Consider the following 13836-nt stretch of genomic DNA (forward strand, 5'->3'; position numbering starts at 1 on the left):
AGCGCAGCGCAATGGAGAGATCTATTAAATAAAATAAACTATCATCCATAGTTTTTCGCTTTAAGCTTTGGTCTTTAACCTTTCCGCTTAATCCCCATCAATATACCTTTTCGTAATCGGTTGGTAAGAATCAATTCTTCTATCTCTTAAAAAAGGCCAGTGTTTCCGGAAGAAATCAGACTCTGATAAATCTAATTCTACCACTTCGGTTTCTTCGTGATCGTGCGAGCCTAAGTAGAGCAATTTGCCCTGTGCATTTGTAGCAAAACTTCCGCCCCAGAATTTCATAGCGCCATCTTGCTCAAAACCAACACGGTTTACACTTACCACCGGTACACCGTTCGCCACTGCATGTGAGCGTTGAATGGTTTGCCAGGCATTGTATTGATCTTGATTGGTTTCTTCATCCTGATCAGTAGCCCAGCCAATTGCAGTTGGATAGAACATGATATCGGCACCCATTAAGGCTGTAATACGCGAAGCTTCAGGATACCATTGATCCCAACAGATCAGGATACCGATTTTAGCAAATTTGGTTTCGAAAACCTTATAGCCTAAATCGCCTGGGGTAAAGTAAAATTTTTCGTAGAAAGCAGGATCATCAGGAATATGCATTTTGCGATATTTACCTAAATATGAACCATCAGCATCTAAAACGGCGGTGGTATTGTGATACAAACCTTCGGCACGTTTCTCAAACAATGAAGCGATAATTACCACACCCAATTCTTTGGCTACAACCTGCAATGCATCCGTAGAAGGACCAGGAATAGCTTCTGCCAGGTCAAAATTGTCGTAATCTTCAACATCGCAGAAATATAAAGAAGTAAAAAGCTCCTGCAAACACACAATCTGTGCCCCTTTTGCAGCCGCTTCCCTTACTTTCGCAATCGCTTTATCTAAATTTTCTTGCTTATCTTTAGTACAACTCATTTGCACTAAGCCAACTTTTACTTTCTTCATTTCTTAAAATTATTGGATGAGAGAATGGTAGAATGAGTGAATTTCACATCATTCAATCATTAAAAATTCAGTCATTCTAAATTAGGTTGCAAAGTTACTATTTTGTTTAAAAGTAGAACGGCATAATTATGTAATTGTTTTTCTATTTCTAGGAAAAGCAAATGCAGCATTTCAAACGTTTGTCAGTCGGGCTATACATTATAGCTCCGATGAAACCTGTGAAACAAGCAAGCACGCCATAAAACAACAAAGATAAGTGCTTAAATCGGAGGCTGCCATTTCTATCCCGTTTAGATAGCATGGTTATTGCAACCATTAACGATAACCCACCAACCGACAAAGCACCAACCAGGATCATTAACTAATAAAAAGAAAAAGCCCCGATTCCATCGAGGCTTTCCAATCTGATTAACCAGATTAAGGGTTGATATTATCCTTTTTAGGTTTAGCTTTAGTTTCTACAATTTCTGCAACCGCTACCACTTCTTTACGTGCCTGAGGATCCATTAATTCCATCAGTTTTAAGCCTAATAAGCCATCCATAGCTGATCCTCCATGATTACCGCCAATCAGTACATCAGGGATCAGTTTCACATTACCTTTTGATAATTCTTCGGTAATTTTATAACGGGTAAAGTTTTCGCCACCCAAAGCTTTAACAGCAAGTTCGTAAGCTTCGGCGGTTGATTTACCTACGGCCAGAATTTTACCTGCTTCGGCACTACCGGTTAACGAAATCTGCTCTGCCTCTGCTGATGCACGTAACTTAATCGCTTCCGAATCGGCTTGTGCTCTTGCTTTGGTTGCTTCTGCTTCAGCATGTGCCCTCATTTTTGTAGCCTCGGCTTCTGCTCCTACTGCGAGTTTTACACCAGCGGCATCACCTTCCGATTTTTTTACGGTTGCACTGGCGGTACGTTCGGCAATCTCTACACTTTGTTGTGCCTTTACGATATCTTTCTGCATATCTGCGATGGCAGTTTCTTTCTCCATCCCCTGACGTGTTTCCTGTGCCTGTTTCTGGGTTTCATAAGTCACTTTTTGCTCTTCCGCAATTTTACGGTCGGTTAAAGTTTTCATTAACGATTCTGGCGGAACAATGTCACCGATCAGCGTATCAACCGCATTTACGTTATATTCGTCAAGCACCTTACGGATATGTTCTTTTGCCGATTCTTGGCGCTCTTTTCGGGTACTTAAGAAAGCAATTACATCACTCCCCTGTGCCGAGTTACGGAAATAGTTACCAATTGTGGGTTCTAAAACCTGCGAAACCAGGTTAACCATGTTTCCAAAACGGGCAATTACCTTTGGTGCTTCTGTAGTAGGTACGTGGATAATCTGCGCTACATCCAAATTGAAAGGGAAACCATCTTTAGAACGTACGGTAATGGTTGAGAGGTTTTTGTCCAGATTATGCGCCTCACTCCGTGCAGATGCCCAGTTTAACACCAAATTGGTTGTGGGTACCAACTCTACCTTCATAATGTATTTGTTAATCGGATATTTACCAGGACCAAGTGGCTCTAACCAAACGCCTTTCGAGCCTTTACCAACAATGTTGCCATGTTTAAAATCAGCACCAGTTAAGTCATTTCCATCGGTACCAATAAATGAGATCACGACGCCAACATAACCGATTGCAATTTCGGTCATAGGGATTTCCTCCAACTGGATTGCCCATGGATTAAGGTTGTAAGATCCTGCCAGGATTACCTGAGGCTGCAACCCACGGTTACCGCCTTGTTTTATAAAGGCATCAAAATCCTGAAAATTATTGTGCCCATCAACAAGTTTACCCGCGATCTGATTGGCTTCAATCGGTAAACCATCCAGCGTGGTCACAATCCCTACCATGCTTTCCTGGATCCGGATCATATCGGTTACCGAAACCTGAAACAACATGGTATTGATACGATAAGAACCTGAAGTAATATAAGAGGTCTGCCTACCTCGCTGACCACCATTATCAAGAAATTTCACGGCATCCTGAAAATTATCAGATTCTACCCGCTGCCCGAGGATATTTCCCGTTGGGATTTCCGAACCATCTTTGGCCATAATCAGTCCGATTTTTCCTTCAGGAATGATGGTAAACTGTTCCATCGTTACGCTGTACTGCCAGAACCACATTCCGAAATACAATCCTGGCGCCAGTGTTTTTCCCTGGAAACCAGCTTCTCCTTTAACCGCGATGATGCGCCCATCGGGTAATTCCCGATCAGAGCCAAAGAGCACGAATTTTTTGGTAATCAACCCGATTCTGTCTTCAGGTACGATGACCATCCCGAATAAGAAACGTAAAATATATTTGTATAAAACGATGCACAACAGTGCCACTAAAACCCACCAGTAATTAGAAATGAGCGCTTCCATAATGTTATAATTTTTTTCTTTTTTTTAACCTGATAAACCATTTATCAAGCACGATATAGATATCAAACGGCGTGCTTTGTTACCATTTTTAACACTTATTTTCAAACTATTTTTCATTGAATTTAAGGCCTCAAAAATGACTTAGGATCTAGCAAAAGCGAAATTCCACCTACAGATGACATTTTGGAGAATACCCTGACTGAACGCTTATAAAGGCCAAAAACTAACCTTTTAGGTTTTGATTGATACCTGTAGGAATTTTAATTGTATAAATTACAATTAATAAGAAAAATATGTCCTTTTTAAGACCTATACAACTGTCCGAATTGAGATACACCAATAAATCAATTTTAGTGATTTATTTAATATAAGCGACCTGAGATAAATGTGTTTCCAAAAAAGAGCAGAACCCAGGTTAACTAAACCCGATTGCACGAATGCCGATTTCTTCAATCGGCAGAAGGAAAAGCGGGACCAGAACCAACCCAAAAGTACAGGAACCTGATTTTCAAATGATTTTAACGAAAAAGATACGAAAATCACAATTGTTACACGCCAATCTCTTCTCTATACTCCTGTTGCAATTCGAATAAGCATTTCGCACACAGACAGCCATCATACAGTTCGGAGATATATTGTACTTCGTTAATGCTGAGCTGCACCACACTGCACTGGCACTTGGTATATGAATTTGCCTTGCACTCAATAGCACTGTTACATCGCTCGCAAGGAATGATTTCGTGTTTGCTATGTTTCAAGGTTGAAGGCATAAGGGGGTAAGGTTTAAGGTGAAACCTATTATGATACAAAAGTAAGGACAAAAAATAAGGTTTTGAGCGTTTGCCCAAAACCTTACGATATTATTAGATTCGTCATCCTGAACTTGTTTCAGGATTTATGTCCTACAGATGCTGAACTAAATTCAGCATGACGATTGCGCGAGACTAGCCAGAGCAGCTGATACAGCCTTCTTCCATTGAACAAACTGGTCCGTCAACGATTTCTTCTGCTACCTGATCTTGTGTCATTTCAGCAGGAATAACTGCTTCAATTGCTTTACCGCCCTGGTTTTCTACTGTAAATTTAACCGCTTGCGAAGCTGCTTGTGTACGCAGGTAATACATACCGGTTTTTAAACCTTTCTCCCATGCATAAAAGTGCATTGAAGTTAATTTTGAAGTATTTGGTGCATTTACGAACAAGTTTAACGATTGCGATTGACAGATATAAGCACCACGGTCGGCAGCCATATCGATGATGTTACGCATCTTAATTTCCCAAACGGTTTTGTACAATTCTTTAATGTAATCAGGAATCGTATCAATAGCCTGGATTGAACCGTTAGCCAATATGATCTGGTTTTTCATATCGTTGTTCCACAAACCTAATGCTACTAAATCTTTCAACAAGTGTTTGTTTACCACCACGAACTCTCCACTTAATACACGACGGGTATAAATGTTAGAGGTATATGGCTCGAAACATTCGTTGTTACCCAAAATCTGCGAAGTAGAGGCAGTTGGCATTGGCGCAACCAATAATGAGTTGTACACACCATCTTTCACTACTTTTTTGCGTAATGCATCCCAATCCCAACGGCCGCTATCTGGTGTTACATTCCATAAATCGAACTGGAATTTACCTTTTGATAACGGAGAACCTTTAAAAGTTTGGTAAGGACCATTTTTCACAGCTAAATCATGTGAAGCTGTCATTGAAGCGAAATAAATAGTTTCGAAAATGTCTTTGTTTAGCCGTTTAGCCTCATCACTTTCGAAAGGTAAACGCATTAAGATAAAGGCATCAGCCAAACCTTGTACACCTAAACCAACCGGACGGTGACGCATGTTTGAATTTTCTGCTTCCTGTACAGGATAATAGTTATGATCGATGATTTTGTTCAGATTTAAAGTAGCCTGATAAGTTACATCGTATAATTTTTGGTGATCGAAAGCACCGTTAATTACGAAACGAGGCAATGCCAAAGAAGCTAAGTTACAAACGGCAACTTCATCTTTAGAAGTATACTCAATAATTTCAGTACACAGGTTAGAACTTTTAATGGTTCCTAAATTCTGCTGATTAGATTTACTATTTGCTGCATCTTTAAACAACATGTATGGCGTACCGGTTTCAATCTGAGAATCTAAGATGGCAAACCAAAGTTCCTGAGCTTTAACCGTTTTACGTCCACGTTTTTCAGCTTCGTATTTAGTATACAAAGCTTCGAATTCAGCGCCGAAACAATCTGCCAAACCTGGTGCTTCATGTGGACAGAATAATGTCCAATCGCCATTATCTTTAACGCGTTGCATAAACAAATCGTTAATCCAAAGGGCATAGAACAAATCGCGCGCACGCATTTCTTCTTTACCATGGTTTTTACGTAAGTCTAAGAATTCGAAAACATCAGCATGCCAAGGCTCTAGATAGATTGCGAAAGCACCTTTACGTTTACCTCCACCCTGATCTACATAACGGGCAGTATCGTTAAATACACGTAACATTGGGATGATACCGTTACTTGTACCGTTTGTACCACCAATGTACGAACCTGTTGCGCGGATGTTATGGATGCTTAAACCGATACCACCTGCACTTTGCGAAATTTTAGCGGTTTGTTTTAATGTATCGTAAATACCTTCGATGCTGTCATCCTGCATGGTTAACAAGAAACATGACGACATTTGAGGTTTTGGTGTAGCGGCATTGAACAAAGTTGGCGTAGCATGTGTAAACCAACGCTCGCTCATTAAGTTATAAGTTTTGATGGCACTTTCGATATCTTCTTTGTGGATACCAACAGAAACACGCATAAACAAATGTTGCGGGCGCTCTACAATCTGACCATTAACTTTTAAAAGGTAAGATTTTTCCAACGTTTTAAAACCGAAATAATCGAAACCGAAATCGCGGTCATAAATGATAGAGCTATCTAAAATATCTTTGTTTTTTTCAATAATCTCATAAACATCATCAGCGATCAGAGGTGCAGCTTTCTGCGCTTTCGGGTCGAAATATTCGTACAACATTTTCATCGTACCCGAGAATGATTTAGTGGTGTTTTTATGCAGGTTTGAAACCGCAATACGCGATGCCAGCAGCGCATAATCAGGGTGCTTTGTAGTTAACGATGCAGCAGTTTCTGCAGCAAGGTTATCCAGTTCAGAGGTGGTTACTCCATCATATAAACCTTCGATTACCTTTTTGGCTACATCAATCGGGTCTACAAGGTCTGAATTTAAACTATAGCACAACTTTTGAATGCGGGCTGTGATTTTGTCAAATTGCACCGCTTCTTTGCGGCCATCTCTTTTTAGTACGAACATATTTTATGAGATTTTTTAGTTAATATTTAGTAGCGAGTATTAAGTATCAAGACTTAATGATCGCTTTATATTTTTGTTATTTATTAGTATCAAGTAGTGAGTATCAGGTATCAAGATTAAAACTTTCTACCTTTTAACCCTCTACCTTAAAAGTCTTCGTCTAATGAAAACGCTTGTTTATTATTATCAGCAGAGGTTAATACGCCACTTTTCTGATAATCGCCTACACGTTTTTCGAAGAAGTTGGTTTTACCCTGTAATGAAATCATTTCCATAAAATCGAATGGATTGGTTGCATGGTAGATTTTTTTGTAACCCAGCTCCTGTAACCATCTGTCGGCCACAAATTCGATATATTGACTCATTAATTTTGCATTCATCCCAATTAAAGCAACTGGCAATGCATCAGTAATAAATTCTTTTTCAATTTCTACCGCATCGCTGATAATGCCATGCACTTGTTCTTCGCTGAGTTTATTGCTCAACATGCTGTACAACAAGCATGCAAATTCGCAGTGAGAACCTTCATCTCTTGAGATTAATTCATTACTGAAAGTTAATCCCGGCATTAAGCCACGTTTCTTCAACCAGAAGATAGAACAGAAACTTCCGCTGAAGAAAATACCTTCAACCGCAGCAAAAGCCACCAAACGTTCGGCAAAAGTTCCGTTTTCGATCCAGCGTAAAGCCCATTCTGCTTTTCTTTTTACCGCAGGTACGGTATCAATAGCATGGAACAAACGGTCTTTTTCTTCAGGATCTTTAATATAAGTATCGATTAACAGGGCGTAGGTTTCAGCATGGATGTTTTCCATCATAATCTGGAAACCATAAAAACAACGTGCTTCCGGCAATTGAACCTCACTCATGAAGTTTACAGCAAGATTTTCGTTCACGATACCATCACTAGCAGAAAAGAAAGCAAGGATGTGCGAAATAAAATGTCTTTCGCCATCATTTAAATTGTCCCAGTGTTTCTGGTCGTCAGAAAGATCAATCTCTTCTGCCGTCCAAAAACTAGCTTCGGTCTTTTTATACATTTCCCATATTGCCGGATACTTAATCGGCAAAAGCACAAATCTGTCTTTGTTTTCTTGTAGTAATAATTCCTGTTCCATACGCTGATATTTTTAATTCTATTTAACAGAGCCGACAAAGACACGCATTCATCAATTTTATATGATGATTGTAATGTCTTTTATCAAAACGCTGTTGTGAAAGTGCTAACCCTATTGCCTGACAAACAACTGAGATTTTAGTTAGGAAAATTTAAAATTTCAACCAGAGTGATGTACGTCTAAATTACTAAAAACTAAGCTTTTATATTTGTTTTCAAGCGCAAGAAGTTAAAGAACTTTGTTGTAACAAATATATATACGGCGGCCCTTTTTAGTGTACCAAAGTTGTTAACACCCCACCCAATTGTTGGGGAAAAACGATCAGCCAAATATCATTTTCAAGCGAAAAAAAAGCTAATCGTTTCTTTTCAAGGGTTTAGCAAACCAAAATGAGTGTTAATAACTTAAATTTGAAGGATATAACCAGAGTAAAATAGAGCTAAAAGGAGTATTCTCAACCATAGAAATAAAACTTCATTACTTATATTTTTATCACTATAATAGATAGATTCATATTCTCAGCTTCAAGTTTTTATATATCTATAAAAAGTAAAGTAAGTCTTTTACGCTAAATAATATATTCCTTATAAGTTTTTCATGATCTTGTTAAATCATTTACACCGATTAAGTAAAAGATAACATTCATTATTATAGCATTAACTAGGAAAGTTATAAAGATAATTTTAAGTCAGCGATTCAACATATTTAGCTTAAATATTATAAAATGTGAATTTCTGAGCTCATTATCAATTTCAACATCCCGAGTTCAAAAACCCTATTTAAATAAAAATAAGACATATTATTAAAAATAAAACATAAAAAAAACGTTTTTATACTCCCTAAAAACATACGAATTTGTGAAATTTGTTAAAAACTTTCGAAATAACTTTGCAAAGTTTTTAGCTATGTTTACACCAATAAAAAATCCCCAAGAATGCCATCTTGAGGATGTACCATTAAACTTGCAAGTTTAATGTTTCTATTTGCTTTACCAAGGCACTTGCTGGTGAACTTGTTTAGGCTTATTATTGTTAAAGAAATTAAAAGCACCTATTAGGTGCTTTTTTGTTATAACAAAGATATATACGGTAGCCCCTTTTAGTGTACCAAAGTTGTTAACACCCAGTTCAATTACTGGGGAAAAACGATCAGCCAAATATCATTTTCAAGCGAAAAAAAAGCTAATAGTTTCTTTTCAAGCGCTTAGTAAGCCAAAATAATTGTTAACAACTTAAATTTGAGGGGTATTTTGAGCCCTAAAAAGAGCTAAAAGGAGTATTACTCAACTGTATAACTGAGGCTTACTTTAGCGATGCCTTTGCGATAGATACCAATCTGTTTGGCAGCACGTTCAGACAAATCTATGGCCAATCTTTTCGAGAAAGGACCACGGTCATTTACCTTTACTACTACCGATTTTCCGTTATCAGGATTGGTTACTGTAATCATGGTTCCGAATGGCAGGGTACGGTGGGCAGCCGTTAGTTTTTTTGCCCTGTATTTGGCGCCACTGGTGGTGCGGCGGCCTTCAAATTTTCTGTGATAATAAGTAGCGAGAACTGTTTTTTTGATACTATCAGGTTCGTTTGATGAACCAGAATCTTGTGCTTTACCTTGTAAAAACAGGAAACAAAAACTTAATAACAGCAGATACTTCATAGGCTAAATTTTCTTTATCGAGCCTGCAAATATAAGCATTTAGTTTATAATCAATAATTTGTGGAAAAACTACCTGGTTTTGTGCATCAAAAAAGGCGTACAGCTTGTCGCCATACGCCTCTACCTAACCCTTCTACATCCACCTTATTTTTGATCCGGCACGAAATTCATGGAGATGGAATTTACACAATGACGGGTGTCTTTATTGGTAAATCCTTCGCCTAAAAATACGTGACCAAGATGCGCACCACAATTGGCACAAACTATTTCTGTACGGGAACCATCAGCATCAGGAATACGCTTTACAGCACCTTTAATTTCGTCATCGAAAGCAGGCCAGCCACAATGTGCATCAAACTTACTTTCTGAACGATATAAGGCCGCATTACAACGTTTACACGTGTAAGTTCCTTTATCTGTTGTATGCTCGTATTTACCTGTACCAGGGTATTCTGTACCTTTATTTACAATTACTCTTTCTTCTTCGGGTGTTAATGGATTCCAGTTCATTTTCTTCTTTGGTATGATTTGTTCTGTTTCCGTAGATTGTTTTACAGCTTTCTTATCTTGCTTTTGGGCACAAGCAGAAAGACTTGTTATTAAAACAACAGCAGAAAGCAAAAATAGTTTATTTAACATCGTTTTCATACTTCAATATACGCTATAGATTCTGCTTTGGTTTGCTGGTTTGAGAGAATGTAGTAGTGTTTACCTCACCCTGACAAAGTTTGACGAGTATTGTCTTTGTGCTGTCCCTCTCCTGGAGGAGAAGGATACAAAGTGAAGTGGTTTTAACCCAAAGTTAAGCTTAACCAAAGGCATTAAAGATTCCTGCCTGCGCAGGAATGACGAAAATAAAAAACAAGAATAAAGCCCAACTTTGTGTGCTTTGCGCCTTAGTGGTCGAACGCATTCTTCGCGAACTTTGCGGTAAAAAAACAAAAAAAGCGTCCCGAACTTAATCGAAACGCTTTTCTATAAAGAGATTTTTAAATCTTATTTTGCTAATTCTTCTGCCATTGCAGCACCGATTTCTGCAGGGCTTTCTACAACACGGATACCACACTCACGCATGATTTTCATTTTAGCAGCTGCAGTATCATCAGCACCGCCAACAATAGCACCAGCATGGCCCATTCTACGTCCCGGAGGCGCAGTTTGACCAGCGATGAAACCAACAACAGGTTTAGTACCATGTTCTTTGATCCAATGGGCAGCTTCTGCTTCCATTCCACCACCAATTTCACCAATCATGATGATACCATGAGTTTCAGGATCGTTCATTAATAATTTAACTGCTTCTACAGTTGGTGTTCCAATAATTGGGTCACCACCAATACCGATAGCTGTTGTAATACCTAAACCAGCTTTAACAACCTGATCTACCGCCTCATAAGTTAAAGTTCCTGATTTAGAAACCACACCTACATGACCTTTTTTGAAGATAAAACCTGGCATAATACCAATTTTAGCTTCATCAGCAGTAATTACACCCGGGCAGTTAGGGCCGATAAGCGTAACATCGCGATCAGCAATATATTCTTTAACCTGAATCATATCCTTAGTTGGGATACCTTCAGTAATACAAACAATAACTTTAATACCACCTTCGGCAGCTTCCATAATTGCATCAGCAGCAAAAGCTGGTGGCACAAAAATGATAGATACATTTGCACCCGTTTGATCAACGGCATCTTTAACAGTATTAAAAACAGGCTTTTCTAAATGCAATTGCCCACCTTTGCCAGGTGTTACACCACCAACTACGTTTGTACCATAGGCCAGCATCTGCTCAGCGTGGTAAGTTCCTTCGTTTCCGGTAAAACCCTGAACGATAACCTTAGAATCTTTATTTACTAAAACGCTCATGTATCAATATTTTTTTTGTGCAAAGCTAATATTATTGAACTGGAATTCAAATCTAAAACCATATTATTTAGTCCGTTTTTTCAGGAAAATGTAAGGAAATGCTTTATGGCAGCTTTAGTCTGATATACGAAAGACCAAAGCGGAAAGACTAAAGCTAAAAGCGATAATTGACTATTGTAATGCATAGTGCTCCACATAATTTTAGGCCCCATACCTGGAGCAGGCCCTTCGGCTATAAACCTGACAGCAGCGAACACGAAGTGTAACGGAGTAAAGCGAATGGCAGGGCTTCAAAGGCCAAGTACTACAGACCGCTCATTTTCAAAAAATATTATCGCTTAGGATTAGAAAATGAACAGTTCAGTTCTTTTGGAAGGCTTCAGTCCCGCTCTCCGTTCTTTCCGATGAAGAATCGGAACCACTGTGATCGGGTTTAGCAATAAAGTGCTGGTGCCTGTGGCAACATCCATGCAAAACGCCTATATTTACCTTTAAAGCTGAAAGACCAAAGCAAAAAGCTAAATAATATCAAGATGAGAAAATCCATATTAGTTTTAATCGTTATTACTGCAATCTTCATTTCGTTTAAAGCATCTGCACAAAATGGCGATACCACTAAATATATCCTCCAAAACGATGTTGAAGTAGCCAAAGAAGAACCAGGAACACATAATGGTGGAGGTAAAACCATCGGCTTTAACTTTTTCGGGGAGGCAAAAAGCCTCAAAACAGCATTCCGCAAAAGGATTCTGAAGCCAGGCTCTTCCATTGGTTACCATTTGCAGAAAGAAGATGAGATTTATTATGTGATCAGTGGAAACGGAACCATGCAGATGAACGGAAAAACCTTTGCAGTTAAACCAGGTGATGCTATTTTAACCCGCCCGGGCAGTTCGCATGGTATTGCCCCAAATGCAGGTAATGTTTTGACTATTCTGATTGTTTATGAGAAGAAATGATGATATGCGGGTAAAGCAGGATTAAAAGAAGATTAGTTAACAATTCTCAGTTGGCAGTACAGTTCTGAGTTTCTTACTTGCGTTAAAGACTTCTATACTTGTGGGTGTCGTTACTATTCAACAACGTCTGTCATTAATGAAATCTGTCCTCAAAAAACACAGCAATTGTTGGCTCATCATTTTACCTAAAGGATTGCAAATCCTTAGTTCTCGAATCGGAATTGCAAATTCCGACTAACGAAGTTCAAAACAGACCCTGAAATAAATTCAGGGTGACGAGTAGACAAAGAATAATTAAATCCAGAAACAATCCCTAAAAAAGATACAAACGAAAAGCCGGACCAACTTTAATCGTTAATCCGGCTTTGCTTTACTATTTACCAAACTAAAGACTTTTGCCTTCAGCTTTGGGCTTATCTGTCTTTGGTTTCGCTTCAGTTTTCCATCCTTTTACCCACTCTGCCTGTGCAGCTTCATCATGGAAAGTCCAGGCTACAAAGCGGCTTATTTTTTGTCCCTGGCTCATTTGAACAGTGGTTACTTCAAAAGCATTTGCTTTAACCAATGTGCTATAGATACTTTTCAAATTGGCACTTTTTGACACCAATGATGTAAACCATAACACCTGATTTTTGATCTGCTCGCTCTGAATAATCATCTGCTCTACAAAAGCGCGCTCGCCACCAGGGCACCAAAGTTCGGCCTTATTCCCACCAAAGTTTAATACATGTTTTACTTCTTTTTCGTTACCACCCAGGTTACGCCATTTCTGACGGGTGCCTTGCTCAGCTTCTTTTAGTGAAGAATGAAACGGCGGATTACAAACCACGGCATCGAAACGCTCTGTTCTACCCACAATCCCTCTGAAAATACCCAGTTTTGATGATTGCTGACGAATTTCTACAGCTCCCTGCAGGGGTTTGTTAGCTTCAATGATACGTCTTGCCGAATCAACCGAAAGTGGATCTATTTCTGAACCTACAAAGCTCCAGCCATATTCCTGGTGACCAATAATCGGGTAAATACAGTTTGCACCTACGCCGATATCGAGTACATTAATTTTAGCGCCTTTTGGATTTTTCCCTTTATTACTCGATCCCAAAAGATCGGCTACATAATGGATATAATCTGCCCTGCCCGGAATAGGTGGACAAAGGAAATCCTGAGGAATATCCCATTGCTGGATATCATAAAAATATTTCAACAAAGCCCTGTTTAGTGCTTTAACGGCATTTTGATCTGCAAAATCGATAGAATCGTCGTTATGTTCATTTTTAAAAACGAAACGTCTTAATTCTTTTGAAGTTGCAATAAGTTGTTTGAAATTGTAACGCGAACGGTGTTTGTTACGTGGGTGTAACTCGCTTTTTTCTTTGCGGTTATTTTGTTCTTCTTGAGCCAATGTGCTATGGATTAATTAAACAAGCTGTGTGCATGTTTCTACTGCAAAGATACATAAAAAAGGTTGAAGGTGTGAAGGTTGAGGGCAGAAGGCTTTCTAATGCACCTAAAAACATGGCTTTAATTACAAGAGATCAAGAGAATCGTCATGCTGAATTTAGT

Annotated in this window: 10 protein-coding genes; 1 reads left to right on the forward strand and 9 read right to left on the reverse strand. The window is 38.8% G+C overall.

What is annotated here, in order from left to right; all coding sequences use genetic code 11:
- Nucleotides 1-87: 87 nt before the first annotated feature.
- The 8 genes from BCL90_RS08570 to sucD form a co-directional block, all read right to left on the reverse strand.
- Nucleotides 88-963 (reverse strand): carbon-nitrogen hydrolase, encoded by an 876-nt coding sequence (locus BCL90_RS08570; RefSeq protein ID WP_121283619.1) that lies wholly within the window; start codon nucleotides 961-963, stop codon nucleotides 88-90.
- A 417-nt stretch (nucleotides 964-1380) separates the two neighbouring features.
- A complete protein-coding gene (locus BCL90_RS08575; protein ID WP_121283620.1) occupies nucleotides 1381-3339 on the reverse strand; it encodes an SPFH domain-containing protein in 1959 nt (652 codons plus the stop codon).
- Nucleotides 3340-3887: 548 nt separating this feature from the next.
- A complete protein-coding gene (locus BCL90_RS08580; RefSeq protein ID WP_083505315.1) occupies nucleotides 3888-4109 on the reverse strand; it encodes a cysteine-rich CWC family protein in 222 nt (73 codons plus the stop codon).
- 174 nt (nucleotides 4110-4283) lie between these two features.
- The gene (locus BCL90_RS08585; RefSeq protein WP_121283621.1) at nucleotides 4284-6668 is read right to left on the reverse strand and encodes a ribonucleoside-diphosphate reductase subunit alpha; all 2385 of its coding nucleotides are present in this window, start codon (nucleotides 6666-6668) and stop codon (nucleotides 4284-4286) included.
- 146 nt (nucleotides 6669-6814) lie between these two features.
- Complete coding sequence (locus BCL90_RS08590) at nucleotides 6815-7786, reverse strand: ribonucleoside-diphosphate reductase small subunit (protein ID WP_121283622.1); 972 nt, start codon at nucleotides 7784-7786, stop codon at nucleotides 6815-6817.
- A gap of 1278 nt (nucleotides 7787-9064) precedes the next feature.
- On the reverse strand, nucleotides 9065-9445 hold the full coding sequence (locus BCL90_RS08595; protein WP_121283623.1) for a septal ring lytic transglycosylase RlpA family protein: 381 nt from the start codon (nucleotides 9443-9445) through the stop codon (nucleotides 9065-9067).
- Between the two features lie 144 nt (nucleotides 9446-9589).
- Nucleotides 9590-10093, reverse strand: a complete 504-nt coding sequence (locus BCL90_RS08600; RefSeq protein ID WP_121283624.1) for a methionine-R-sulfoxide reductase — start codon at nucleotides 10091-10093, stop codon at nucleotides 9590-9592.
- A 348-nt stretch (nucleotides 10094-10441) separates the two neighbouring features.
- Entirely contained in the window at nucleotides 10442-11314 is an 873-nt protein-coding gene (sucD, locus tag BCL90_RS08605) for a succinate--CoA ligase subunit alpha (RefSeq protein WP_121283625.1), read from the reverse strand.
- A gap of 533 nt (nucleotides 11315-11847) precedes the next feature.
- On the opposite strand from sucD, the gene BCL90_RS08610 reads away from it, so the two are divergent.
- Nucleotides 11848-12273 (forward strand): cupin domain-containing protein, encoded by a 426-nt coding sequence (locus BCL90_RS08610; RefSeq protein ID WP_121283626.1) that lies wholly within the window; start codon nucleotides 11848-11850, stop codon nucleotides 12271-12273.
- Between the two features lie 385 nt (nucleotides 12274-12658).
- Here the strand turns inward: BCL90_RS08610 and rlmF are convergent, their stop codons facing one another.
- On the reverse strand, nucleotides 12659-13675 hold the full coding sequence (gene rlmF, locus BCL90_RS08615; protein ID WP_121283627.1) for a 23S rRNA (adenine(1618)-N(6))-methyltransferase RlmF: 1017 nt from the start codon (nucleotides 13673-13675) through the stop codon (nucleotides 12659-12661).
- Between the last annotated feature and the right edge of the window lie 161 nt (nucleotides 13676-13836).

It is taken from the genome of Pedobacter alluvionis, assembly GCF_003664035.1.
Lineage (GTDB): Bacteria > Bacteroidota > Bacteroidia > Sphingobacteriales > Sphingobacteriaceae > Pedobacter > Pedobacter alluvionis.

What these genes read in the sequence shown, in the direction of transcription:
- BCL90_RS08590 (WP_121283622.1), bottom strand. Translation starts at nt 7,786, where the DNA reads ATGGAACAGGAATTATTACTACAAGAAAACAAAGACAGATTTGTGCTT.
- BCL90_RS08570 (WP_121283619.1), bottom strand. Translation starts at nt 963, where the DNA reads ATGAAGAAAGTAAAAGTTGGCTTAGTGCAAATGAGTTGTACTAAAGAT.
- BCL90_RS08610 (WP_121283626.1), top strand. Translation starts at nt 11,848, where the DNA reads ATGAGAAAATCCATATTAGTTTTAATCGTTATTACTGCAATCTTCATT.
- BCL90_RS08575 (WP_121283620.1), bottom strand. Translation starts at nt 3,339, where the DNA reads ATGGAAGCGCTCATTTCTAATTACTGGTGGGTTTTAGTGGCACTGTTG.
- BCL90_RS08585 (WP_121283621.1), bottom strand. Translation starts at nt 6,668, where the DNA reads ATGTTCGTACTAAAAAGAGATGGCCGCAAAGAAGCGGTGCAATTTGAC.
- sucD (WP_121283625.1), bottom strand. Translation starts at nt 11,314, where the DNA reads ATGAGCGTTTTAGTAAATAAAGATTCTAAGGTTATCGTTCAGGGTTTT.
- BCL90_RS08580 (WP_083505315.1), bottom strand. Translation starts at nt 4,109, where the DNA reads ATGCCTTCAACCTTGAAACATAGCAAACACGAAATCATTCCTTGCGAG.
- BCL90_RS08595 (WP_121283623.1), bottom strand. Translation starts at nt 9,445, where the DNA reads ATGAAGTATCTGCTGTTATTAAGTTTTTGTTTCCTGTTTTTACAAGGT.
- BCL90_RS08600 (WP_121283624.1), bottom strand. Translation starts at nt 10,093, where the DNA reads ATGAAAACGATGTTAAATAAACTATTTTTGCTTTCTGCTGTTGTTTTA.